Genomic DNA, 22,140 nt, shown 5'->3' on the forward strand with positions numbered 1-22,140 from the left:
TGAAGTCGTTGCACCGCTCAATCGTATTCTTGGCCTATGCGTGATGACAACGATATTCACATGGCCGACACTGCGTTTTTAAAGGGCGTCGGCTATGGTCGGCGCTATCCTTCCCTGCCCTGAAGGACGGGGCTTGCCGCGCCTTTTGGTCAACTCAAGACAATTGGGCAGCAACGGCTTTCAGCAGGCGTTTCTGGTCAACGGGCTTCGTCAGATAGGCATCGGAGCCAAAACATAGCCCCTGTTCAATCTCTTCGGGAGAGATTTTCGAGGAGAGAAAAACGAAGGGGATGTGAGCTGTAGACTGATCCCATCTCAGGGCATCCAGCACCCCATAGCCGTTCAGCTTGGGCATCACCACATCGCACAACACCAAGTCGGGCATCAGGGTGCGCACCATCTGCAAGCCCTCTTCTCCATCGGTGGCCGCCACCGTGTCGTACCCCGCTCGTTGCAACACCTTCTGCAGATAGGTGCGAATAGAGGGTTCGTCTTCAATCACCAGGATGCGTTTGGACATAACTTTGTAAAAAATTAAACAAAGACCTGGCCCAACCTGTCGGGCCTACTGTCCGCCTTCCCGGAGCCAGAGAGATCCGAGTTGATGCAAGAACAAGTCGAAGAACTACAGCTGCAGCATAGGGAAACTCTGGAAAAAAAAACTCCGCCAAATCGCTCATTCTGGGATCTCCCTGCTCTGCAAAAATCCTGATAGAGTGCGGAACAACTTTCCTCATCCGCAGATTTGCGGTTATGCCAGAAACCCCCCTCCTCCTTTGGGAGAAGTGAAGGCAGCCTATTCCGAAGTCAGTTGACGTTCCATCAGGCGGGTGAGGGCGGCGGTGGGGGTGGTCTGCCCTTGCAACAACAGATGCACTTCCTGGGTGATGGGCACCTGAATGCCGTGCTGGGCAGCGATCTCGACCACGACGGGAGCGGTGTAAACCCCTTCGGCGGTGCCCTCGATCTCCGCCAAAATCTGCGACAAGGGTTGGCCCTGGCCTAGCCCGTAGCCCACTCGGTAGTTGCGGCTCAAGCGGCTGTGGCAGGTGGCCAGCAGATCCCCCAACCCCGACAGGCCATTGAAGGTTTCTGCCCGTGCCCCCAGCTTAGATCCCACCCGGATCATCTCTGCCAGGCCGCGGGTAACCAGAGCCGCACGAGCATTGGCCCCCAGTTGCAAGCCATCACACACGCCAACAGCGATGGCGATAACATTTTTCAGGGTGCCGCCTAGCTCCACTCCCAGCGGATCGCTGCTGGTATAGAGGCGGAACCGCTCCGAGGAAAGGGCATACTGCACCTGCACAGCGGCCCAGGGATCCCGGCTGGCCACCACTGCCGCTGCCGGCAAGCCTTGGCGGATCTCCGCCGAAAGATTAGGCCCCGAAAGCACTACCAGAGGCTGCTCCGGGAAAGTGGCCCCCCAGATTTGGGTAGGGGTCAGAAGCTGCAGCGGATCCAACCCTTTGGTGGCCGAGACCAAAATTGCCTGCGGCGGGATCCCCACCTGGCGCACTGCTTCCACCACAGGGCGCACCCCCGCCATAGAGACGGCTGAGATGAGGATTTGGGATCCCTGGAGCACTTCTGCCAAATCCAGGCCCTTGCGGCGATTCCAAACCCGCACCCGGTGCCCTTGCCCCTGAGCCAGCATCGCCAGGGTACTTCCCCAAGCCCCGGCTCCCAAAATGGCAACGCTTTGCGGGGATGTTGGGCTTTGGCCTTCTGCGCTAGTGTTCATCTAATCTGTTCACCCGCAGACTTTCTCTTAAGCTTTCTTCGTAGGATGCCTCTCAAAAAGCCTGCGCCGGCAAAGGGAAGACCGGCGACAAAGGTTAGTATGGGTGGATACCAAATCATGGGTTAGCTCGAGAGCAGACGACATGGCAGAAGCAGGGATCCCCCGCCTTCCTCCTGAGGTAGCTGCCAAAATGGGAACCTGGCAGCACGGGTATGCCCTTACCAATGGCATTCAACTGCACTACGTCACCCAAGGGGAAGGGGAGCTGGCGATCTTGTTGCACGGTTTCCCGGAGTTTTGGTACTCCTGGCGGCATCAGATTCCGGTGTTGGCGCAGCGGTTTCGCGTGGTGGCACCCGACATGCGCGGCTACAACGATTCCGACAAACCGGATCACGGCTACGACTTGGATACCCTTACTGAGGATATTCGCGGCTTGCTGAGGCACTTTGGGGCTCAGAGGGCGGTGGTCGTAGCCCACGATTGGGGGGGAGCCATTGCCTGGCACTGGGCGCAATTTTTTCCTGAGGAGATTCGCAAGCTGGCCGTCCTCAATTCTCCCCATCCGGCCTGCTTTCGCCGCGAATTCTTGAGCAACTTGGATCAACTGCGCCGCAGTTGGTACCTGTTCTTTTTTCAATTGCCTTGGCTGCCAGAGTGGGTGCTGCAGTGGGATTTGGGAGATTGGGTGCGCCGCATTTTCCAGGAAACCTCGGTGCGCAAAAGCGCCTTCACCCGCCACGACCTCAAGCTCTACCAAGAGGCCCTCTCCAAACCCAAGGTTCTCACCTCTGCCCTCAACTACTACCGCCAGCTGTTTAACCTGCCCACCTTGCAGAACCTGTTTTTGCAGCCCATGCGGCAGATCCTCGCCCCCACCCTGCTGATTTGGGGAGAAGAAGACTTTGCCCTCAGCCGCGAGCTAACTGAGGGGATGGATCCCTTTTTCCCCAACGGCCTGCGCAAGGAGTACATCCCCGAATGCGGCCATTGGGCGCAGCAGGAAGCTCCGCAAACGGTCAATCGGCTGCTGATGGAGTTTCTCTAGCGGGCCGGGCTTGGGATCCGCTCTTTACCATCTTCAAGGGTTGACCCTAGAATAATCCACTGAATTCTACGGGAGAACCGGCATGGCCCTGGAGTATCCATCCCATCTGCGCTACGTGGACACCCACGAGTACATCCATGTCGAGGATGATATTGCGGTGATTGGGATCACAGCTTATGCCGTCGATCAACTGGGGGATATCGTTTTCGTGGGCTTGCCCGAAGAAGGGACAGAGATTGAAAAAGGGAAAAGCTTTGGCTCGGTGGAATCGGTCAAAGCCGTCGAAGATCTCTATGCCCCTCTTTCTGGAGAGGTGGTGGCCGTGAATACAGCGGTGGTGGAGAGCCCCGAAAGCCTTGCCGACGATCCCTATGGCGATGGCTGGCTGATCAAGGTGCGCATTGCCAACCCCGAAGATCTCGAGGACACCATGAGCGCCGAAGCCTACGCCAGTTTGGTAGAGGGATCCTAAACTCCAGCAGTTGGCCCTGAACTACAGCAAAGTCTCTCGGTTACCCCCCTCAGCTTTGGCTTGGTAGAGGGCTTTGTCGGCAGCAGCCAGCAGACTTTGTGGGTCAGTTCCCTCTCCCAGCTCCAGCAGAGAGGCGATGCCCACACTGCAGCTTAGGGAGATGGTCTCCGTCCCCGCCTGCACCAACAGGGTCTGGACAGCCTGCCGCAAGCGTTCTGCCAGCCCTAGGATCTGCGAGTTCGGGATCCCGCGCACCAGCAGGGCAAACTCATCGCCCCCCAAGCGGGCCACCAGATCGTCTTGGCGAACGTGAGCTTGCAATCGCCGCGCCACCTGGATTAAGGTTTGATCCCCAGCCCAGTGCCCCCAGCGGTCGTTGATTTGCTTAAACCCATCCAAATCCAGATAGAGCACGTGGAGGGGAATGCGATGGCGAAGGGCAAAGGGGATCTCCAGCTCCAGTTGCTCCAGGAAAAAACGTCGGTTATGCAAGCCGGTCAGCGGGTCGTGGAGGGCGGCAGTGGCCATTTGCAAAAAGAAGGCTTCTTCTGCCGCGTCGTAGTAGGCAAACTTGAGGGTGCTGGCCCCCACTTGAATGCGATCTCCATCCTTCAGGAGAACGCGGCTGATGCGCTCGCCGTTGACATAAGTGCCGTTGAGGCTCTCCAGGTCGGTGAGAACATAACCCTCACTTTCTCTTTCCAGCCGACAGTGCTGCCGGGAGACGGCGTGATCCAAGAGCTGAATGTCCGCGCGGTGGCTGCGCCCCAAAACTCCACCCCTCGCCAAGGGAAACGTCATGCCCACATTGGCGCCGCTGAGCACCGTTAGAAAGGCCGCAGTTGCCTCAGGCTGGGGTCTGCGCTCGTAAAACTCCAAGGGGATCTGAGTGGTTGGCTCCTCTGGCAACTGAGAGAGAGGGTCGAGAGGCATGGAGAGGCCCAACGAATTGTGCGGGTTAGCAGTAAGCACTCGTTATATCCGTATTATGTCGGTTTTCCCCAGGCCGTGTTTGGGTGAGCGAGGGATGTCTCGCCGGTTCTGATCTGTAAACTTGCGGAACTCTGGAGTTTATCGTATACCATCGCACGCGGTGAGGCCCTCAGTTGAGAGCTACGCGAGGATTCCATCCCGCCTGCGCGGTTGTATCGGCCAGCTGTGGGAAGAAGCTCAATGGCAAACCCCAATTTCCCCAGGATCCCAAGTATTTTTCGGGATAACTCAAAAAACGGGTTCGGTTTGCCCCTCGTTCCCTGATTTCGAGAAGAGGCTCTCTCCTCTATGTCCTACAGATCCTCTGACTTCTGAAGAGTTGCCGAGGCGGCCTAGAATGGGTCTGGGATCCCCGAGAGGAGAAATGGGGCATGATTAGACCCAATTCTGCCCATCTATTGACCCCGGATTTTCGCCTCAGCCTGTCGGTGTTGGCTTTGGCGGTGCCGCTGTTCTGGCTTTCGTTTTGGGCGGGGCTAGGGGTGGGCCTGTTTGGCCTGTTTTTGGTGGTGCAGACCTCTCTGATCGGTCTGGCCTTTACCAGAACGGCGCTGCAGGTCTACAGTGGCTCCAGGCGCATCCGCGAGTTCCCCTACAGCGAGTGGCAGGATTGGCAAATTTTCTGGCCGCCGCTGCCGGTGTTGTTCTTTTTCCGAGAAACCCGGAGCATTCATTTTTTGCCGATGCTGTTTAACCCTGCTGAGCTGAAGATGTGTTTGGAAGAGCGGGTGGGTCATCTCCACGCCCAACATCGGTCTCAAGGATCCCCGCCGATTGCTGGTCCGGGTAGCTCCCGCCGATGAGTGGCTCCGCCTTGTGGGTTTGGCAGCAGGCAGGGAGATGGCGCTGGCTGGAGTGTCAGCTTTTGGCGGAGTGGCCTCACGCTTTTGGCTCTCGCCAAGGTCATCCCCATCCCCCGTCTCAGTTGGCCGCTCGGCTGCAACTGCCCCCTGAACAGGCCGCGTGGGGCCATCAGGTGCATGGCTGCAACTGGGTTTGGGCAGATGGGATCACCGAAACCTTTGGACACAAACGAGAGCAGGACTGCTCTGCTGGTCAAGGGATCCCTACCCGCTCTCAGGCAGATGCGGTCATTGCCCGCCGCCAAGGAGATTCTGCCTGGGTCTGCACCGCTGACTGTGTGCCGATTTTGGTGGCCAGTCGAGAATGGGTGGCAGCCATTCACGCCGGGTGGAGAGGCACTGCTGCGGGGATCTTGTCCAAGGTGCTGCAGGAGTTTTTACAGGCGGGGATCCCTGCTGCTGGGATCCGCGTTGCCATCGGGCCTTCCATTTCGGGGTCGGTCTATCAGGTGTCAGAGGAGGTGGCGGAGCTGGTGCTGAACAGTTTACCCCCGGGGCTGGATGCCCGCGCCGCTCTCTTGCCCGATCCTCTGCCCGGCAAGGTTCGCCTGGATCTGCGCTGGGTCAACGGTGCCCAAGCCCAAGCCCAAGGGATCCCCCCTGAACACATTGCCGTCAGCCCCCATTGCACCCTCAGCCAACCCCAAGATTTCTTTTCCTATCGCCGCGATGGATCCCTGAAGGATGAGCAGGGCCGTCATTGCGTGCAGTGGTCGGGAATCGGCCTGCGGTCGTAGGAAGACTTAGCCCGGCTCTGCCCAGAGGAACCGGAGGCAGTGGCTATAATTGCGCTCAAGATAGGGCTCTTAAAATAAACTAATCCTAGCCGGCGAGGATCCCATGTTTCGCAGCGTTACCTTTTGTGGATTGTCTTGGATGGCTTTGTCCCTGGCGCTTGCTTTGCCTGAAGGGGTTAATGCTCAAACCTCTCTAACCGGCATCAACCGTGACAGCGTACTGCAACTGAACCTTGGGTCGGGACGCAGCCTCCCTCGGGTACCTGTGGGCGGTTCAGGTTCTGAGGAGGGCCGGGATCCTGCTGCTCCTTCGGCACAAATGTGGGCAGAGTGGCATATTCGCGCCAATGTCTGTACCGGAAACCTATCCACAGAAGAGTTGGCGGAGCTGTTTCCATTGGTGAATCAAGCTCTAGTGGATGCCGTTTGCCGGGGAGGAAGTTAAAGGTTGCCCAGGCTGGCGGTAAGGTGAAGAAGGAACCTCTAGGTCGCTGCTGCATGGATTTTGAGAAACTTTTGGAGGAATGGGTTGCAGCCTTTGCCCAAGTGGCCGAAGAAAGTTTGGCCTCTTTGGAGACTGCCCTGATGGAGCTGGCAGAGCACTTGGCTGTGCCTTTACAGGAAACCCTTAGGCAGTGGGAAGCCCTCTGGAATCTGGAGGAGGAAGTGGAGCTGGAGCCTGAGCCAGAACCCTTTGAGGAAACCCTCAACCCTTCTGGCGAATCTTTCACCACCAGTCGTTTCTTCGTCAGCCCGATAGGATTTGGGGGCGTGGTTGTTTACACTTACGTGGCTTCGCCGCCAGAATACATCGGGGATCCCACCTGCCGCTACAATGCCCATTCTCCAGAGTTGCGCTGTGCCGTCAACCCCTGCGGCCCCTGTGAGGGCTGTCCCCACTATGAGCCCCGGAATGAGCCCCGATGAAGGGTGACCGCCTGATTGTTGCGCTGGATACTTCTTCTCAAGAGCAGGCTCTGGAGTGGGTGGACTCTTTGCCGCAGGTGCTGTGGTGGAAGGTGGGTCTGGAGTTGTTCACTGCTGCGGGTTTTTCCGTTCTGCAGGCTCTCAAGGAAAGGGGCAAGCGCATTTTTCTGGATTTGAAGCTGCACGACATTCCCCACACCGTGGGGAGGGCCACGGCGGTGGCCGTCAGCTATGGAGTGGATCTGCTCACCGTCCATGCTGCCGGTGGCAGTGCCATGTTGCGGGCAGCCGTGGCAGCCGCCCAGGGCAGTTCTTGTCGGCTATTGGCGGTTACCCTCTTAACCAGCCTCAGCCCCCCGCAGGTGCGACAGGAACTGGGCATCGAGATGGATCCCGCCGACTATGTGTTGCATTTGGCCCGGCTGGCTCAAGCTCAAGGCTTTACTGGACTGGTTTGCTCTCCTCAGGAGGTCTCGCGGTTGCGCCAAGCTTTGGGGCCGGAGGTTTTGCTGGTTACTCCCGGGATCCGTCTGGGCCAAGCCAAGGCGGGGGATGGAGAGGAGGATCAACAGCGCATCTGCACGCCCGACGAAGCTCTGCGGGCAGGAGCCGATTATCTGGTGGTGGGCCGCCCCATCACCGCTTCTCCCGATCCCGTGGCCGCCTTGCGGCGCTTCCAAGCCTCATGGGATGCTGCCGGGTGAGGGTGTGGGGAGATGCCCGATGTTATTGGGGTAGTTCTGTAATGCAACGACGCCGTAGGCTTGTGCAGTGGATCCCTGAAAAAAGGCCGGCTGGATCCGGCAGGAGATGTTGGCTAGGAGTCGGTTTGTCGGTGGTTTTGGGCCTGGTCAGCACTCCTGGGCGCGTTAGGGGTGCGGAGCATTTCGTTCCGGCAAGAGGGGAAACTTGCCTGGCTGCTCCTCAGGTTTGGGCTGAGGCTCTAACGGAGCAGTTGCCTTTGTTTCTCAATCTGGCCTTGAGCCGCTCCCGCTCTGAGTTTCAGGTTGTGCTGGTGGGGAAGCCGGAGGTTGAAATGCTCTCTCCAGGGTCTCCGGCCCGCTTACGCCAACAGGAGCTGGCTCCGGTTTTGCCGGACACCGCAACTGCTGTTTCGCCAGAAGCTTTTCGGCTGTATTTCACCACGCTGGAGCGCCGCTTGGTCTTGCCCCAACACCCCCAAAAGGAGGGCAACTCCTTGGCCGGTCGGCGCAGCGAAACCCTGCAACTGGCCTACGAGGCTTATGTTCTGCGGGCTGCTCCTGGGGATCCCTGGCGGTTGGTGCGTCTGCAGGTAACCGGATCGGGGATCCCCATTCGCGATGTAACGAATGGACTCACTGCCCAGGCCATCCGCCGCTGGCAACAGTCGGGTTGCCCCTTGACGGGCGATCTAGAGTTGACTAGACCTTCTCTCTAGCGGCGCGGAGCGCTTTGCGTCAGCATGAGTGCGGGAGTATGTCACGCGGGGAGATTCTCTTTTGGAAGTAACGAAGGGGCACTTTTTCTCCCCAACCGGCCAAGAGTAGAGGGCGTTGGATGTTCTGCTGCCGGTCGAGGGCCCACCCCGTGTAGGGATAGTGTTCTGCACTGCTCATGCGAACAGGCTAGGGTTTACCCATGAAGTTTCCCCCCGCCACACCCCGCCCGGGCAAGCGGCTGCCCCGCGGCTCATTTCCCCGCCTGAGCTCCTCCAACAGGGACAACCATCGCCTTCGGCGTTTGGTCGGTTTTGGTTTCATGGGCCACTGGCTGCTATGGGGAGGGATGGGCCTTCTTTTGGGGCAGCGACTCCGCTCTTGGGGGCAACCGGCTCCTCTGCAGTGGTGGCGCGTTTTGCCGGTGAGCAGTTCTGAGGGATCCCTGACTTTTGTCCAACCGGAACTGCCTCTCTACCACTCGTTCGCGTCAGTGGTGCGGAGCGCTTTTGCCGACAGGCTACTGCCCTGGCTGGCTCAGGGAACCGGGATCTCGGCTGAAGGGATCCTGCACATCTTCTCAGCTATGGCCTGCTTGGCCATTCTGCTGTTGTGCTGGAGCTGGGGCAACTTCTGGAGTGCCGGTCTATGGGGACTCAGCCCCTGGGTGTTGACCCAAGGGTTGGAGCCAGGCAGCGAGATTTTGGGCAGCCTGGTTTTGCTTTGCAGTTGTGGTGTTGGGCCGGGATCCACCTTGCGCTGGTGGGGTCTGGCCTTAGCTTGTGCCCTGTCTTATAAGGTTTGGCCCTTGGCTCTGCTCTGGGCGGGGCTGTGGACGAGCCAGCAGTGGCCACGGCAACCGTTGCGTTCGCGTCAGCAGTGCGGGGCATCAGGACTGCTTTTGCTGCTGCTGGTGATGGGTTTTTCCTGGTTGGGACGGATTGATTGGCCAGCTACCTCTGCTGAGGTGATTCCCCATCCTCTCAGCTCCCAAAGTGGCTTGGCCGTTTTGGCTACTTTGATGCTGCCCTTGGGGTTGAGCTTGGTGCGGTTGGGCTGGCCCTGGGCAGAACGGCAGCAAGCCCTGCTCAGCTTGGCCGGTTTGGGCCATGTCCTCTGGATGGGGGCGCTGGCGACATGGTTTTGGGATCCCCAAGTGAACACCCTGCAGCAAAGTGCTCGCTGGGGTTTGGTGGTGCTCCCCTTCCTATGCCTGAGCGCCGGCGGCGTCTTGGCTGAGATCCCCTACCGGAGCTGGCGGCGGGTTTTGGGATCCCTACTCCTGGGCAGTTCTTTCTTGTTATCGTGGCAGGCATTGGCCTAAGGTATTCTTTCTCTTGCTTGCCATGACCCAGACCTCGTCCGCATCGGCACCGCGTAGCACTTCGCGGCCCTTGTTGCAAACCCTTTTTGCCCAACGGGCTCAGGCTGTGATCCCTTCTCCTTTCGGGGCGGAGATCCCAGGTGCAGCGCCAGTGGTTACCAGTTTTACCTTTGGGCTGGCGGATCCGCGCCTGTTTCCCAAGGCCGACTTGGCGCGGGCCACGGCGGAGGTGTTGGCGGAAGATGGGGACAATGCCCTCAATTACGGCGGCACGTTTGCCGGGCTGATCAACGTGGTGCTGCAGTTGATGCGGGATAGAGGGGTAGAGGCCCAGCCGGAAAACCTACTGATCGGCTATGGCTCTGGGCAGATCCTCGGCCTGTTGCCTCAGGTCTTCGTGGAGCCGGGGGATGTAGTCATTGTGGAAGGGCCCACCTTCATGGGGGCTGTCAGCCGTTTTGCGGCGGCAGGAGCGCGTCTGATCTCGATTCCGGTGGATGGGGAAGGCATGGTGGTGGATCGCCTGGAAGAGGTGCTGCGCGATCTGGCTCGCCAAGGGATCCGCCCCCGATTTGTCTATACCATTCCCACCTTCCAAAACCCCAAAGGCTGCACCCTCTCTGGGCCACGGCGGCAGAAATTGGTGCAGTTGGCAGCTGAGTACGGTGTGGTGGTGGTGGAGGACGAGGCCTACTACGACCTGCGCTTTGCCGGGGATCCCTTGCCCAGTTTGGCTGCGCTGGATCGGGAAGGCTGGGTTCTTCATGTGGGCACCTTCTCCAAGATTGTGGTGCCGGGGGTGCGGGTGGGTTGGGCCTGTGGTCACCCTGAGATCATCCGCCGCTTGGAGATGTTTCGCAGCGAGGGATCCCTGGGGCCCTTTTTGGGCCGGGTGGTGGCCCGCTATTGCGGGGAGGGCCGTCTGCAAAGCCACATTCAACTCCTCACCCGTCGCTACCGAGAAAAGTGCCAGGTGATGCTGGAGGCCATCGCTCAATATTTTCCGCCCGAAGTCAAGGTGGAGGCCCCTGGGGGTGGATTTTTCGTCTGGTGTGAGCTGCCCCCTTCCCTAAGCGCCAGCACCTTGTTGCAGGCTACCCGTGCCCTGGGGGTCACCTTCCTACCGGGCACCCACTGCTTTGCCGACGGCCAAGGAGACCATGCTCTGCGCCTGGCCTTCAGCTATCAACCCGAGGAGCGCATTGTCAGTGGGATCCAGACCATTGGGGAGCAACTGCACAGACTGATGCACTCTCGCGTCACCTGCTCCCCACAGCCTTAGCCATGCGCCGGAAAAATTGCCCAACGCCCTTCACCAGGTTGGGTGCAGCTTCTGGACGAGCCGGGATCCCGGCCATGAGGGTGTAGTAGTCATCCAAGAGGGTGTGCTCTTCTGGAGAGACCGTGTCGTCCGCGATCATCAGGTTGCCGATTGCTCCCAAAAGTTGCATGCGCTCGGTTTCGCTGGCCTGGGCAAGATAATCGGCCATCCAGCGCTCGGTTTGCTCCATTGGGATAGGCTCTTGGATCAGTTCTCGCAGCTCGGTATCGTGCTCCAAACCATAGCGGCGCAGCAGGGATCCCAAGTAGGCCAATTCCTGGGGTTCCAAATGCCCATCGGCCCAAGCAGAGCCGGCCACAATTTTAAGCATGAGCTGATGTTGAGTTGTGGGGTTCATGGTGGGATCCCTTGCTGAGAACTGTTGTCGCTACGCGACACTTCTGCGAACGTGTCAGGGGGCCAGAGACCTTAGAGGCTGCAGAGTTGAGGGGATGAACAGCTTAACTATAGCCAGACCTTAGGTGAGCCATCTGCATTCGCGCCAGCGGTGCGCAGCCCTTTTTGCGGCTAGAATCGTTATCTGTATTCACGGACACTGAGCTATTCGCGATAGCGGGACGGAGTCCTTTTTCTCGCCCATTCTTGCAATGCTGAGCGCCTCTCCTTGCCAATTGGATCTTGCCATTCTGGCCCCGGGTCGGCTGTACCGCGGCAGCGGCATTCTGGAAGCTGTGCCCCTTGCGGTACTGGGATCCCGCGTGCTGGTGATCGGGGGGGAACGCTCCTTGGCTGTAGTTGAGGCCCCCCTGGAGCGCAATTTCGCGCGGGAGCCTGCCGTCCAAGTCCACTGGACTACCTACGGGGTAGATTGCAGCGAGTCGGAGCTGGCGCGTTTGCAGGCGCTAGCCATGGCGGAATCGGTAACCGGCATCTTAGGAGTGGGGGGTGGCAAGGCACTGGATACGGCCAAGCTAGTGGCCCACAGATTGGGGATCCCGGTGGTTACCGTGCCCACCTCTGCGGCCACCTGTGCCGCCTGGAGCGCCCTATCCAATATCTACTCCGACAGCGGCGCTTTTCAGCAGGATGTGAGCCTGGATCGCGCCCCTGCTGCCCTGATCCTGGACTATGAGCTGATTCTGCAAGCTCCAGCGCGCACCCTAGTGGCTGGGATCGGAGATGCCTTGGCTAAGTGGTACGAGTCTTCCGTCAGCAGCGGCAGTTCAGAAGATGCCCTGGTGATTGGCGCTGTGCAGCAGGCCCGCGTCCTGCGGGATTTGCTCCTCCAGCAATCGGCGGCGGCCTTGAGGGAGCCGGGCGGAACCGCTTGGAAGCAGGTGGTGGATGCCTGCATCTGCCTGGCGGGGATCGTCGGCGGCATGGGTGGGGCTAAGTGTCGCACCGTGGCCGCCCACGCTGTCCACAACGGGCTAACCCACTTGTCGGGGCACCGGGCCACCCTGCACGGCGAGAAGGTGGCTTTCGGCATTTTGGCCCAGCTCCGCCTAGAAGAGATCCTGCAGGGAAGCCAGTTGGCGCTGGCAGCACGTACCCAGTTGCTGGAGTTCTACCGCCAGGTGGGGCTGCCCCTCAACTTGCGGGATCTCAAGCTAGGTCACTTGGGATCCGCCGACCTGCTGCATGCTGCCCAAGTGGCCTGCCAGCCAGGATCCGACATCCACCACCTGCCCTTCCCCGTCAGTCCAGAAGCCCTGTTGGTGGCCCTTACCACCACCGATTTAACCAGCTCCAGCCCCGTTCTGCCTCGGGTCTAGGTCATTGCCCCTGGCAGAGGATCATCTGCCTGCTATCCAACTCCGCCGGTACGGGCCTGGGTCGGCATTGTGGGCAGGCGGGCTTCGCCGTAGGCTCCAGAGGTGGCGCCCACCAAGATCAAGGCTCCGCCCATCCAAGTCCACCCATCCGGGATCTCGGCAAACACCCAAAACCCGATTAGGCTGGCCCAGAGCAGACGGGAGAAATCCAGAGGCAGCAGCATCGTCACCTCAGCCAGCTTGTAGGCCTGGGCGAGGGCCACCTGGCCAATGCTGCCCAGTAGCCCCATGGCCACCATCCACAGCCACTGCTCAGGAGAAGGCCAGGTCCAAACCCAGACGGCAGCCAGAAAGGAAAGGGGGGTCTGCAGCAGGCCCATGTAGGCCGTAATCGTGAGGCTGGACTCGGTGCGGGAGAGGATCTTGAGCACGATGGTCACCCAGGCAAAGAGTGCTGCCGCCCCCAAGGCCAGCCCTGTTCCCAGAGAAAACTCTCGGAAGCCTGGCCTCAACATCACCAAAGCCCCGGCAAACCCCAGGCCCAATCCCAGCCAGCGGGACGAGCGCATCTGCTCGCCCAACACCCATACCGCCATCGTGCCGGCAAACAAAAGTTGAACAAAGCTCAGCGCCGTAGCTTCTGCCAGAGGCAACAGGCTGGCTGCCCAAAAGGAGAGCAACATCCCCACCGTGCTGATCGCCGAGCGCAGGAGGTAAAACTCCATCTTGGCGGTGTGCAGAGACTGGATCCCAGCCCGCAACACCAGCGGCGACAGGGCGAGAAACCCGAATAGGTTGCGCAAAAACACAATCTGAAAGGGGTGAAGGGCGGGAGTGTTGAGCCGGATGATCGCCCCTAAACAGGCAAAGCAAGCAGTGGCCAGCAGCTTCAGGGCAACTCCTTGCCAGAGCCTTATTTTTCCCCACTCTGCAAAGCGGCTCAGCTGGTGGCGACACCACGTCTCCAAAGTCACAGCTCACACCCAAATGGTTTAGGCACTAAGTTTTCAGCCTTGAACTCTCAGCTTAAACGGACTTCCAGGGATCCGAACTGCGCCCCTGGGCACTCCTTGCTGCCCACCGGCCCCCCTGATTCCCAGGGGGAAAAAGATGGGGATCCCAAGACATGGCCATTTCAAGTAGCCATGAAACAACTCACCCCGTCGCTCCATAGCTCCCCTCTCTCTTTGGGAGAGGGGCTGGGGGTGAGGGCGTGGAACCTCTAGGTTTGCTTGAGAATCTCTTTCAAGTAGCCGATGACCGTTTCCGGCTTGAGATGGGCCATACAGGGATGACCCTCCACCAGGCAGGTTTCGTTTTTGAACTTGTTCTCTGCGCAGACCCGGCACTTGTAGGCGGTTTGGGTGAGATAGACGTGGGGCAGACGAGGAGCCCACAGTCGCACCGGGCTGGCCCCATCCCCATCGACATCGTTGCCAAACAGGGCAATGGTGGGACAGCCCACTGCCGCCGCTATGTGCATCGGCCCCGCATCCACGGAGATACACACCCGCGCCCGCTTCAAGGCTCCTGCCAGCTCCATGAGGCTGGTTTTGCCCCGCAGGTCAACCATTCCCGTTTGCGCCAGCAGTTCGTCTTCGCTGCTGCCGCCGTGGTAGAGGGATCGCTGCAGCTCCGGCGCGCTGCCGATTAGCCCCACCTGCAGGCCCTGGCCTTGGCACCACTGGATCACCTGCCGCCAGTACTCCAGAGGCCACATCTTGGCGCGGCGGGTAGTGGTGATGTGCACCAAAACCTCTGGCACCGGAAAATCGGGATCCCGGCTGGGTAGCTCCAGACGAAAAAAATCCGTCTCCACATAGGCCAGGCGACAGAAGATTTCGGCGATGTAGTTGCTGGTGAGGATATCTTTGTAGCGCTGCAAAAACTCCAGGCTGTTCCAGTCGTCGTCTTGGAGCATGCGCTGCACCGGGTCGGAGCCGGGATCCAACTTGCGGCGAAAATCCAAGGTCAAACCGGCCCCGGCAATGTACTGGGGGCGCAGGGCCGTTACCGCCACCAGGTTGAGCTCGCTAAACTCGTCGCAATTGATGGCCAAGTCGTAGGGGCCGGCCTGGGTCACCCGTTCTCGCACAGCAGCGGTCAGGGCCTCGAGGTAATCGGGACGACGGCTGTAGAGAGGAAAGCTGAAGTCGATGTAGGGGCAGTGGAGCTCAAAGTCGCGGGTAATCTCGCTGCCGAAAAAGTCCAGCACACAGCCGGGGTATTTTTCCTTGAGGCCCCGCAACAGCGGGATGGTAACCACAAAATTGCCCACCTTGCTGGAGGAAAACACCGCCAGGTGGGGATGTTCCCGCAGAGGTTGGTTGGCAAACCGTTGCATAAGGCTGGGATCCCCAGGAAGATATCAACCCCGCTGGAGGTGGTGCGGGTGGTGCAGACAGAGCACTTTTGCTAGGCTAGCATTCCTCTGTCCTGTGCTTTGATGGCCATGCTGGGATCCCTGGGCCTCAGGGGAGACTGGCTTGGCTGCCATCCCAGATGACCACCACAGCAAAGCGATCCAGAAAGCCATCTGTCGCATTCATCTGGCGCAGACTAAAAGCATCTTCGGCGGAAATCACCAGGTCGTAGCCCAGGGTGCGGATGGCACGAATGCGGTGAGGCCGTTCCCCGATGCGGTTCACCAGTGAGCGGGCCTGCTCTTCCGAGGTGGCATAGGCAGCTGTGCCCTCGCTGCCCACAAAGGCCGCGTTGAGGTCTTGGCCAAGAGTAACGGGGGTATAGACTTGATTGCCATCGGGATCAAACAAGCGCATTGACTGGCTAGGCAAGAAATCCAAGCCTCGTGCATCCACAATCAACCCTGTCACTTGCGGTTCCCGCCGCTGGGATCCCGCCTCCAGACCCGTTCCGCCCCCTGGCCCTTGGCCTGTGCCCACCCCTGAGCCAGGACTGGCTCCGCGCACCCCACTCTGGCCGCTGCCCGGCCCGATCACTTCCCCCTGCCGGGATCCAGAGCCACTGCCGCCAGGGCTGGTGCCGAACTGCCGCAACAGATCCAGATCGAAAACCGGGCCTTCTGCCACTTCTCCATGGCCGGGTTGGGCCGGCTGGACTTTTGGATCGGCTTGATCTGTTTGTGGGAGCGGAACAGAATCCTGGGTTACTGGACGCCAGGGCGTTGCTTCAGAAGCGGGCAGGGTAGGGGATCCCCCTTGCAAGCGGTAAAGGGGAGGAAACAGCGTTTGGGCATCCACAGCTTCCACCGGCAAGACCGGCCCCGCCAGCAGGATCCCCAGTGCTGCCCAGCTCACTTGGATCCGTATGCCTTGAATCCTATACTTCCACCACCTCATGCCCACACCTCTTGGCCTCAAAACCTGCGGCCCGCTCGGCAACCGCTCATCCTCCCCCATGCTACCCAGGCAGGGCCGGTTCGGCAGGGGATCCCGCGCAGTCTTCCCCTTGGCTTGAGAGCAGCTGGGGCTCCTGGCCTCTCCCTAAAGGTGGGTCGGAGAACAAGAGATTGATCCCCAGCGATCCCCAGGGTCTTGACCGACAGGCAAAAATACGCAAACATGGGTTCATCATTCTTGATGATCCCCGTTGATCCCCACCTGTGGTCATCAGCGGCTGGAGAGCCCGAGGCAAGCCGATACATCAGCAGGTTCAAGGTTGTCCCCAGAACCACAAGCTGGGATCGGCCCATAGGACAAAAGCTGGAGCATTGCACGAAGCCCGATTTGTCGAAGACAGGAGACCCCGACCATGCCACAAGAGCGGATCCCGTTGGAAGAAATGACCATCCGGCAGTTGCGGGAAGAAGCTGCCCGCTATCAGATCCCCAAGTACAGCCGCATGACCAAAGACCAGCTGATTGAGGCCATTCGAGAGGCCCAAGTCAAAGCTGGCCGCCCTGTCGATGCCATGCCGGAGCCCAAGGGGCAAGAATCGGTCACCCAAACGAAGTTTAGGGGTCAAGAGGTTGCCGGCAAGACGGATCTGGCCGATGTGGACAAAGGGCTGGGCGATTTGCCGGGCGGTTACGGGGAAAGCCGCATCGTTTTGCTGCCGCGGGATCCCCAGTGGGCCTACGCCTATTGGGATGTGCCCAACGAGGCCAAGGAGAGCAAGCGCCGCGAGGGGGGTCAGCAATTGGCGCTGCGCCTCTACGATGTGACGGATATCGATTTCAGCTACCAGCCGGCCCACAGCATGCAGGAGTACCCCTGTGACGAGTTGGCGCGGGAGTGGTATTTGCCGATCCCGGTGAGCGATCGTTCCTACATTGTGGAGATCGGCTACCGGACGGCAGATGGCCGCTGGCTGATGTTGGCCCGCTCGGCTGCAGTGATGGTGCCGCCAGTCTTTCCCTCCGACTGGTTTGAAGAGCACTTCCTGACAGTGCCCTTCGACATGGCTCTGCAGGGCCGCACCCTTTACCAGCTCAGCGAGCCCTACAAGCGCAGCGCCACCGGCATGGGCGTGGTGGCCTACAAGGGCGATGAGCCGCAGCAGGGTGCCACGGTCGATCCCTTCCTAGAAATGGTGGGCGGCTTTGAGTCAATGCGGGTGGCGGGATCCCTGTTTGGCAGCCACCAGATGGGCAGCCGCCAATTGGTGCCCGAGCAGGCCATCAGCTCGTTTATCATCCCCTCGGGTGTGGGCATGATGGGGATGGCCATGGCGGAGGTGCCCGCTGCTCCCTGGATGGCTTCAGGATCCGGCCTGGGCCTGTTCTCGGGGGCTTCCGAAGTGCTGCCGCAGCGCTCTCGCAAGTTCTGGTTGGTGGCCGATGCCGAGCTGATTGTCTATGGGGCCACAGAGCCGGATGCCACCGTTACCATTGGCGGGCGCAAGATCCAGCTCAACCCCGATGGCACCTTCCGCTTCCACATGGCTTTCCCAGACGGCAACATCGACTTCCCCATCTTTGCGGTGGCTGCCGATGGCGAGCAAAACCGGGAGATCCACATGACCTTCGACCGCCGCACCCTCTCCCGCCGCACCAACACCAAAGAAGAGGCCATCGAAGAGTTGTTGCCCTGAAGGATCCAACCTTTCCCTTCTTGCCCCCTGGAGCTGGCCGGGGGGCTTTTTTCCCTGGGCTGGAGAGCTTGACTCCAGCCATCAAAACAGGGGATCCCAGCCCTAGGAGAGGTCGATCACCTGGATCAGTTGTTTCAGCTTCTCCATCACCCGTCCGGAGCGAAGTAGGTCTTCCGCCTGTTGGATCCCTTCTGGCAAGGATGGAGCAAGCCCGAGGAGCCACAGATAGCTGCCCCCATTCCAGAGAACGGCTGGGGTGAGTTCACAGGGATCCCCGCTGAGCACCTGCTGCATCTGCCGGAGCAGCTCTTTCTCGCCGGAGAGGGGAATCTCCGGGCCTGCCAAGTGACAATCGCGAGCCTTCAAGAGCAGCCGTTTCCCGCCCTGGTTGAGAATGGCCGCCCGTTCCCGCGGCAGGTCGCAACTGCCTTCCAAACCTTTGACGGTGGTAAATTGCCGAATCTCCCGCAGGGCAAACAGCTCCAGCATCGTGGCCTCGGTGGGCGGATGCACGTACCCGGCCACCAGGTGAAAGGGGCCTTGGTAGGGCGTCCAGACCAGCTCCAAGGTGGCCAAGGGGGGGCGCTTGCCGATTTGATCCCGGTAGTCCATCAGGGCCTGAGCCTGGGGAAAACAGGTGGGCAAATACAAAAATCCCAGCCCGGTTTGTTCCAGCAGTTGCCCCACCCGCTCCAGGGATAGCCCTCGCCAATCCACCCCCAAGCTCCGCCACACCGCTTCCAAGGGCAGCCCATACTTGGTGGGACAGAAGCCAGAGCCATGCAGCAAAACGGCTGACCCTGCCGCCGCCAGCAGCAAAGCCACCAGCACCCCCAGCGGTGCCGTCCGCGAGCGGCCATCGTAGGGATGGCCAAAGATGATCAAGGGATGAGGCAAATCCCGTTGGGGCAGAAGAGGGCCGTCTTCTGCATAGGCATCCAACATACCGGCCAGCTCCTCGGCAGTGGGGCGCTTGATGCGGTGGGCAATTAAAAAAGCCCCGATCTGGGCGGGAGTGGCCTCCCCCCGCAGGAGCATTCGAGCAGCGCTGGCGGCCTCTGCCCGGCTGAGATCCTGGTGGGTGTGGGTGCCGCTGCCGATTTTTTTCAACAGCTCGCGAAACTCTTGGCTCATAGCATCGGCGGTCGGGAGCGCTGGGCTACTCAGGATAGGGGGAGATAAGGGCGGAACACTTGAAACTACCGATATGGGTATTTGACCAGAAATTTCTACAAAAGGTCTCTACAAAACCGACAACAGCCCAGCAGAGGGCCAATGGGGATCTGCGCCGGAAGCAGGCTCAGCATTACCAGACTGCCTAATCAGCTGGGCGGCCAACTGCAAAAACCGGCGAATGGGAGGGATCCGATAGCGATCGCTGGTGGTGACCATAACCACCTGTCGCCTCAAGAGGGGGGGCTCGGTGGGCCGCACCTGCAAATCCGGATCGGCGCAGCAGTCCACCAGGGCCGACTCCGGCAGGAGGGCAATGAGCTGCCCCTGTCGCACCACCCCCCGAAAGGCATCCAAGGTGTTCAGTTCCAGGGCTGCTTTCAGGGGAAGCCCCTGTCGGGCCAGATGGGATCCCACCAAGGAGCGCATGGCATAGCCATCCTTGAACACGGCCTGGGGATACTCCGCCAGCACCTTCCAGGGGATCCGCTCGTAGCGGCTGAGGGGATGGGTGGCGGGCATCAATACTTGAATTGGCTCCGAGTACAGTGGCTCCACCACCAGTTCTGCCCCCCGGGTCATCAGGGGATTCTCCATTACCAGGGCCACGTCCACCAGCCCATCCCTGAGCACCTTCAAGGCGCGGTCGCTGCCCAGAGCGGTAACCCGCAACTGCACCTCTGGGTACTCCCGGCAAAACTGTTGCAGCACCGGCGGCAGTTGATGGGCGATCAGAGAATGGATCCCAGCAATGCAGAGCTCGGTTTGCTGGCCCTGCAGCCATTCTCGAATGCTTTCCTGAGCCCGCTGCCATTCCTGACAGATGCGACGGGCATGGGGCAAAAGCCGTTCCCCAGCTACGGTTAGAGCCACCGGGCTTTTGCGATGCAACAGCGGAGCCCCCACCGCTTCCTCCAGGGCCTGGATCTGGCGGCTAATAGCCGATTGGGTCAGACCGCTGAGGCGAGCAGCGGCCAAAAAGCTACCTGTTTCCACCACGTTCAAAAAGGCTTGCAACAACTCCAGCCGCACCTGGGATCCCTTGATGATGTAGCCTGCCGTGGTGGCATCCTAGCTGGGGAAGCGGTAGGCTTTTGTAAACACCGTTACAAGTTGTTTGTTGGACTGGGGATCCCCAAGCCAGGAGGAGAAGCAGATGGGTTGGGATCCAGCCTTGCTGGAGGGGCTGCTCAACTCTGCCATTCCGCACCTTTTCCCCGCTGCCCAAGTGGCCATCCGCCACAAGGGAAGGTGTATTTACTCAAGGGCGGCAGGTTATCTCGACCCTGAGACCCGGCGCCAACCGACAACCTCGGCCACCCGTTTTGACCTGGCCTCGCTGACCAAGCTCTACACCGCCACCGCCTGCATGGCCCTGGTGGAAGCCGGAGCGTTGCTGTTGGATCAACCGGTGAGTCTCCTGTTGCCGGAGTTTCAGGGATCCCGCCCCATTGCCCCCTATGAAGATCCTCTGCAACCAGGGGAATGGATAGCTGCGGAGCCGGAGTCCTTGGGCCAGCTTATTGCAGCAGAACAGGTGACGGTGCGACAGTTGCTGGCCCACACCGCCGGTTTGCCCGCCTGGCGACCCCTTTTTCGACAGCCCGATGCCGAATCGGCCCGGCACATGGCCCTGCACACCTTTTTGGCCTACAGGCCGGGATCCCGCAGAGTCTACAGCGATCTTGGATTGATCCTGCTGGGGCTGGCTTTGGAACGTCTGAGCGGAACCCCTCTGGATCAGATCTTGTACGCCCGGATCTTGCAGCCTCTGGGCCTGAGCCAAACTCAGTTTTATCCAGGGGATCCCTTTGACCCATCCTCTGTCTCTGGCTCTTGTGCCCCCACCGAGCTGTGTCCTTGGCGAAAGCGCCGCCTGCAGGGGCAGGTTCACGACGAAAATGCCGCCCGCCTGGGCGGGATCGCCGGCCATGCCGGACTATTCGCCACGGCAGAGGAAGTAGCTGCTTTCGGGGAGAGTTTTTTGACGGGATCCCTGTTGCAGCCGCAGACGGTGAGGGAAATGACCCGCGAGCAGTTGCCTCAGCAAGGGGATGCCCACCGCTGTCACGAGCGCCGGGGTTTGGGGTTTGCCTTGCGCTCCCCGGATCCCTTGGCCAGCAGCTACCCGTTCAGCCCCAGCGCCTTCGGCCACACCGGCTTCACCGGAACCTCCCTGTGGATCGATCCAGAGCGGGAGCTGGTGGTGGCGCTGCTCACCAACGCCGTCTACCACGGTCGGCGGGAGAACGGGTTCCAGGCTTTCCGGGTTGCCCTCCATCAGGCCATCCTAGAGGGGCTTTCTTGATCATTGAGTCCCTGACCGTTCCCGCTAGGGTGCCGTAGGCATAACCGAGGCTGAGGTGGACGAGACCTTTTACCGACAGTTGGCAGATATGCTCTCCCGCGGGCCGCTGGTGGTGGCCACCGTGATCCGCACCCAGGGATCTGTGCCTCGCCAGGCGGGGGCAAAACTGGCCGTGGGATCCGATGGCACCCTGTTGGGCACTGTTGGCGGTGGGGCTGCCGAAGCGGAAGTCATTGCCCGAGCGCAAACCCTTTTGCAGACCGCTGTTCCCGTTGGCGATGGCGAGAGCAGCGCGGAGCACTTCGGCAAGACGGAGTCCTCGCCGGCTGGGATGCAAGTTTCCCTTGACCTCAACAGCCCTCCCCTGGGCGTTTGCGGGGGACGGATGCACATTTGGCTACAGCGATGGCAGGGATCCCTTGCCCAAACGTTGGTGGCCCAGATCCTCCAGGCTCTGACCCAAGGGCAAAGGGCTTGGCTGATCACTCCCCTCCATCCTCAGGGGTTCCCCTACCTCAGCCTTAGCGACAGCGGTGCGGAGCACTTTGCCCCCCTGCCATCCCGCCCACAGCTCCTCGCGGGATCCTGGGTCGAGCCCCTCCTCCCTTCCCCCACCCTGCTGATCGTCGGAGCGGGCCACTGCGGCCTGTCCCTGGCCCAGATCGCCCATTTGGCCGGCTTTCGCATTTGGGTTCAGGACGATCGCCCGGACTGGGTAACCCCTCAGCGCTTTCCCGTTGCCGAGCGGCTGTGCTCAGAACCCTTTGCCCAACTTATCCCCCATCTGCACAGGATCCCGCAGCTCTACATCGCTCTTGTGACCCGCAGCTACAGCCTCGATTGCCAAATCCTGCGGGCCATCTACCACTCCGGCCTGACCCCCCACTACCTGGGGATGATCGGCAGCCGCAAGCGGGTACAAACCGTACTGCGAACCCTGGCCCAGGAAGGGATCCCGGAGACCGCCTTCAGCTAGAAATCGCAGGAGCCCCGCACTGTACCCGTAGGGTCAGTGTCGGGAGGAATGCGGAAGTTACGATAGAACCATGACCCAAGTCCTGAC

The 22,140-nt window shown here is 60.3% G+C and carries 23 protein-coding genes; 14 read left to right on the plus strand and 9 right to left on the minus strand.

From position 1 onward, the window contains the following. Nucleotides 1-154 precede the first annotated feature (154 nt). Together ACVWZG_RS12675 and ACVWZG_RS12680 are read right to left on the minus strand one after the other, a co-directional pair. A complete protein-coding gene (locus tag ACVWZG_RS12675; protein WP_011432017.1) occupies nucleotides 155-520 on the minus strand; it encodes a response regulator in 366 nt (121 codons plus the stop codon). A gap of 276 nt (nucleotides 521-796) precedes the next feature. Continuing rightward, nucleotides 797-1,744 (minus strand): NAD(P)H-dependent glycerol-3-phosphate dehydrogenase, encoded by a 948-nt coding sequence (locus tag ACVWZG_RS12680; RefSeq protein ID WP_011432015.1) that lies wholly within the window; start codon nucleotides 1,742-1,744, stop codon nucleotides 797-799. Between the two features lie 142 nt (nucleotides 1,745-1,886). On the opposite strand from ACVWZG_RS12680, the gene ACVWZG_RS12685 reads away from it, so the two are divergent. Continuing rightward, entirely contained in the window at nucleotides 1,887-2,792 is a 906-nt protein-coding gene (locus tag ACVWZG_RS12685; RefSeq protein ID WP_457385709.1) for an alpha/beta fold hydrolase, read from the plus strand. Between the two features lie 82 nt (nucleotides 2,793-2,874). Then, entirely contained in the window at nucleotides 2,875-3,264 is a 390-nt protein-coding gene (gene gcvH / locus ACVWZG_RS12690) for a glycine cleavage system protein GcvH (protein WP_457407333.1), read from the plus strand. A 21-nt stretch (nucleotides 3,265-3,285) separates the two neighbouring features. Here the strand turns inward: gcvH and ACVWZG_RS12695 are convergent, their stop codons facing one another. Beyond that, the gene (locus tag ACVWZG_RS12695; RefSeq protein ID WP_414415667.1) at nucleotides 3,286-4,197 is read right to left on the minus strand and encodes a diguanylate cyclase; all 912 of its coding nucleotides are present in this window, start codon (nucleotides 4,195-4,197) and stop codon (nucleotides 3,286-3,288) included. Between the two features lie 431 nt (nucleotides 4,198-4,628). Between ACVWZG_RS12695 and ACVWZG_RS12700 the strand changes: the two genes are divergently transcribed. The 8 genes from ACVWZG_RS12700 (at nucleotide 4,629) to ACVWZG_RS12735 (ending at nucleotide 10,808) form a co-directional block, all read left to right on the plus strand. Continuing rightward, nucleotides 4,629-5,060, plus strand: coding sequence for a DUF3119 family protein (locus ACVWZG_RS12700; protein ID WP_457407332.1), 432 nt, complete (start codon nucleotides 4,629-4,631; stop codon nucleotides 5,058-5,060). Continuing rightward, on the plus strand, nucleotides 5,057-5,857 hold the full coding sequence (gene pgeF, locus ACVWZG_RS12705; protein ID WP_457385706.1) for a peptidoglycan editing factor PgeF: 801 nt from the start codon (nucleotides 5,057-5,059) through the stop codon (nucleotides 5,855-5,857). Before ACVWZG_RS12700 ends, pgeF begins: the two co-directional genes overlap by 4 nt. Nucleotides 5,858-5,960: 103 nt before the next feature. Continuing rightward, the gene (locus ACVWZG_RS12710) at nucleotides 5,961-6,302 is read left to right on the plus strand and encodes a hypothetical protein (protein WP_414374986.1); all 342 of its coding nucleotides are present in this window, start codon (nucleotides 5,961-5,963) and stop codon (nucleotides 6,300-6,302) included. A gap of 140 nt (nucleotides 6,303-6,442) precedes the next feature. Beyond that, nucleotides 6,443-6,784 (plus strand): DUF6464 family protein, encoded by a 342-nt coding sequence (locus ACVWZG_RS12715; protein ID WP_457413145.1) that lies wholly within the window; start codon nucleotides 6,443-6,445, stop codon nucleotides 6,782-6,784. After that, the gene (pyrF, locus tag ACVWZG_RS12720) at nucleotides 6,781-7,488 is read left to right on the plus strand and encodes an orotidine-5'-phosphate decarboxylase (protein ID WP_414419400.1); all 708 of its coding nucleotides are present in this window, start codon (nucleotides 6,781-6,783) and stop codon (nucleotides 7,486-7,488) included. Before ACVWZG_RS12715 ends, pyrF begins: the two co-directional genes overlap by 4 nt. A 131-nt stretch (nucleotides 7,489-7,619) precedes the next feature. Beyond that, nucleotides 7,620-8,204, plus strand: a complete 585-nt coding sequence (locus ACVWZG_RS12725; protein ID WP_414344494.1) for a hypothetical protein — start codon at nucleotides 7,620-7,622, stop codon at nucleotides 8,202-8,204. A gap of 200 nt (nucleotides 8,205-8,404) precedes the next feature. Then, nucleotides 8,405-9,526: a hypothetical protein gene (locus tag ACVWZG_RS12730; RefSeq protein ID WP_457407329.1), complete on the plus strand. Its 1,122-nt coding sequence runs from the start codon at nucleotides 8,405-8,407 to the stop codon at nucleotides 9,524-9,526. A gap of 22 nt (nucleotides 9,527-9,548) precedes the next feature. Next, nucleotides 9,549-10,808 carry an aminotransferase-like domain-containing protein gene (locus ACVWZG_RS12735; RefSeq protein WP_414419402.1) on the plus strand — a complete coding sequence of 420 codons (1,260 nt, stop codon included), beginning with the start codon at nucleotides 9,549-9,551 and terminating at the stop codon, nucleotides 10,806-10,808. Here ACVWZG_RS12735 and ACVWZG_RS12740 read toward each other — a convergent pair. Further along, nucleotides 10,786-11,205 (minus strand): tellurite resistance TerB family protein, encoded by a 420-nt coding sequence (locus ACVWZG_RS12740; protein WP_414351616.1) that lies wholly within the window; start codon nucleotides 11,203-11,205, stop codon nucleotides 10,786-10,788. The two genes, ACVWZG_RS12735 and ACVWZG_RS12740, sit on opposite strands and share 23 nt — an antisense overlap. Nucleotides 11,206-11,455: 250 nt before the next feature. On the opposite strand from ACVWZG_RS12740, the gene ACVWZG_RS12745 reads away from it, so the two are divergent. Continuing rightward, entirely contained in the window at nucleotides 11,456-12,583 is a 1,128-nt protein-coding gene (locus ACVWZG_RS12745) for an iron-containing alcohol dehydrogenase family protein (RefSeq protein WP_414419403.1), read from the plus strand. A gap of 32 nt (nucleotides 12,584-12,615) precedes the next feature. Here the strand turns inward: ACVWZG_RS12745 and ACVWZG_RS12750 are convergent, their stop codons facing one another. The 3 genes from ACVWZG_RS12750 to ACVWZG_RS12760 all read right to left on the minus strand — a co-directional run bounded on the left by ACVWZG_RS12750 (nucleotide 12,616) and on the right by ACVWZG_RS12760 (nucleotide 15,861). Beyond that, complete coding sequence (locus ACVWZG_RS12750; protein ID WP_414329528.1) at nucleotides 12,616-13,557, minus strand: DMT family transporter; 942 nt, start codon at nucleotides 13,555-13,557, stop codon at nucleotides 12,616-12,618. Between the two features lie 248 nt (nucleotides 13,558-13,805). Further along, nucleotides 13,806-14,927, minus strand: coding sequence for a glycosyltransferase family 9 protein (locus ACVWZG_RS12755; RefSeq protein ID WP_457407326.1), 1,122 nt, complete (start codon nucleotides 14,925-14,927; stop codon nucleotides 13,806-13,808). A 127-nt stretch (nucleotides 14,928-15,054) separates the two neighbouring features. Then, the gene (locus ACVWZG_RS12760; protein ID WP_148202674.1) at nucleotides 15,055-15,861 is read right to left on the minus strand and encodes a hypothetical protein; all 807 of its coding nucleotides are present in this window, start codon (nucleotides 15,859-15,861) and stop codon (nucleotides 15,055-15,057) included. A gap of 454 nt (nucleotides 15,862-16,315) precedes the next feature. Here ACVWZG_RS12760 and ACVWZG_RS12765 point away from each other — a divergent pair, with 454 nt between their 5' ends. After that, complete coding sequence (locus ACVWZG_RS12765) at nucleotides 16,316-17,596, plus strand: DUF4912 domain-containing protein (RefSeq protein WP_457407324.1); 1,281 nt, start codon at nucleotides 16,316-16,318, stop codon at nucleotides 17,594-17,596. 102 nt (nucleotides 17,597-17,698) lie between these two features. Here the strand turns inward: ACVWZG_RS12765 and ACVWZG_RS12770 are convergent, their stop codons facing one another. Together ACVWZG_RS12770 and ACVWZG_RS12775 are read right to left on the minus strand one after the other, a co-directional pair. Then, nucleotides 17,699-18,730, minus strand: a complete 1,032-nt coding sequence (locus ACVWZG_RS12770; protein WP_457394859.1) for an anthranilate phosphoribosyltransferase family protein — start codon at nucleotides 18,728-18,730, stop codon at nucleotides 17,699-17,701. A 108-nt stretch (nucleotides 18,731-18,838) separates the two neighbouring features. Then, on the minus strand, nucleotides 18,839-19,801 hold the full coding sequence (locus ACVWZG_RS12775; protein WP_414343887.1) for a LysR family transcriptional regulator: 963 nt from the start codon (nucleotides 19,799-19,801) through the stop codon (nucleotides 18,839-18,841). Nucleotides 19,802-19,925: 124 nt separating this feature from the next. Between ACVWZG_RS12775 and ACVWZG_RS12780 the strand changes: the two genes are divergently transcribed. Both ACVWZG_RS12780 and ACVWZG_RS12785 read left to right on the plus strand, forming a co-directional pair. Beyond that, nucleotides 19,926-21,077, plus strand: coding sequence for a serine hydrolase domain-containing protein (locus ACVWZG_RS12780; protein ID WP_457407322.1), 1,152 nt, complete (start codon nucleotides 19,926-19,928; stop codon nucleotides 21,075-21,077). A 55-nt stretch (nucleotides 21,078-21,132) separates the two neighbouring features. After that, nucleotides 21,133-22,053 (plus strand): XdhC family protein, encoded by a 921-nt coding sequence (locus ACVWZG_RS12785; protein ID WP_457407320.1) that lies wholly within the window; start codon nucleotides 21,133-21,135, stop codon nucleotides 22,051-22,053. Nucleotides 22,054-22,140 lie beyond the last annotated feature (87 nt).

The sequence above is a fragment of the Thermostichus sp. OS-CIW-33 genome, assembly GCF_054059615.1.

What these genes read in the sequence shown, in the direction of transcription:
- ACVWZG_RS12740 (WP_414351616.1), bottom strand. Translation starts at nt 11,205, where the DNA reads ATGAACCCCACAACTCAACATCAGCTCATGCTTAAAATTGTGGCCGGC.
- gcvH (WP_457407333.1), top strand. Translation starts at nt 2,875, where the DNA reads ATGGCCCTGGAGTATCCATCCCATCTGCGCTACGTGGACACCCACGAG.
- ACVWZG_RS12745 (WP_414419403.1), top strand. Translation starts at nt 11,456, where the DNA reads ATGCTGAGCGCCTCTCCTTGCCAATTGGATCTTGCCATTCTGGCCCCG.
- ACVWZG_RS12710 (WP_414374986.1), top strand. Translation starts at nt 5,961, where the DNA reads ATGTTTCGCAGCGTTACCTTTTGTGGATTGTCTTGGATGGCTTTGTCC.
- ACVWZG_RS12755 (WP_457407326.1), bottom strand. Translation starts at nt 14,927, where the DNA reads ATGCAACGGTTTGCCAACCAACCTCTGCGGGAACATCCCCACCTGGCG.
- ACVWZG_RS12765 (WP_457407324.1), top strand. Translation starts at nt 16,316, where the DNA reads ATGCCACAAGAGCGGATCCCGTTGGAAGAAATGACCATCCGGCAGTTG.
- ACVWZG_RS12730 (WP_457407329.1), top strand. Translation starts at nt 8,405, where the DNA reads ATGAAGTTTCCCCCCGCCACACCCCGCCCGGGCAAGCGGCTGCCCCGC.
- ACVWZG_RS12700 (WP_457407332.1), top strand. Translation starts at nt 4,629, where the DNA reads ATGATTAGACCCAATTCTGCCCATCTATTGACCCCGGATTTTCGCCTC.
- ACVWZG_RS12780 (WP_457407322.1), top strand. Translation starts at nt 19,926, where the DNA reads ATGGGTTGGGATCCAGCCTTGCTGGAGGGGCTGCTCAACTCTGCCATT.
- pyrF (WP_414419400.1), top strand. Translation starts at nt 6,781, where the DNA reads ATGAAGGGTGACCGCCTGATTGTTGCGCTGGATACTTCTTCTCAAGAG.
- ACVWZG_RS12770 (WP_457394859.1), bottom strand. Translation starts at nt 18,730, where the DNA reads ATGAGCCAAGAGTTTCGCGAGCTGTTGAAAAAAATCGGCAGCGGCACC.
- ACVWZG_RS12715 (WP_457413145.1), top strand. Translation starts at nt 6,443, where the DNA reads ATGGAGCTGGCAGAGCACTTGGCTGTGCCTTTACAGGAAACCCTTAGG.
- ACVWZG_RS12675 (WP_011432017.1), bottom strand. Translation starts at nt 520, where the DNA reads ATGTCCAAACGCATCCTGGTGATTGAAGACGAACCCTCTATTCGCACC.
- ACVWZG_RS12735 (WP_414419402.1), top strand. Translation starts at nt 9,549, where the DNA reads ATGACCCAGACCTCGTCCGCATCGGCACCGCGTAGCACTTCGCGGCCC.
- ACVWZG_RS12695 (WP_414415667.1), bottom strand. Translation starts at nt 4,197, where the DNA reads ATGCCTCTCGACCCTCTCTCTCAGTTGCCAGAGGAGCCAACCACTCAG.
- pgeF (WP_457385706.1), top strand. Translation starts at nt 5,057, where the DNA reads ATGAGTGGCTCCGCCTTGTGGGTTTGGCAGCAGGCAGGGAGATGGCGC.
- ACVWZG_RS12685 (WP_457385709.1), top strand. Translation starts at nt 1,887, where the DNA reads ATGGCAGAAGCAGGGATCCCCCGCCTTCCTCCTGAGGTAGCTGCCAAA.
- ACVWZG_RS12680 (WP_011432015.1), bottom strand. Translation starts at nt 1,744, where the DNA reads ATGAACACTAGCGCAGAAGGCCAAAGCCCAACATCCCCGCAAAGCGTT.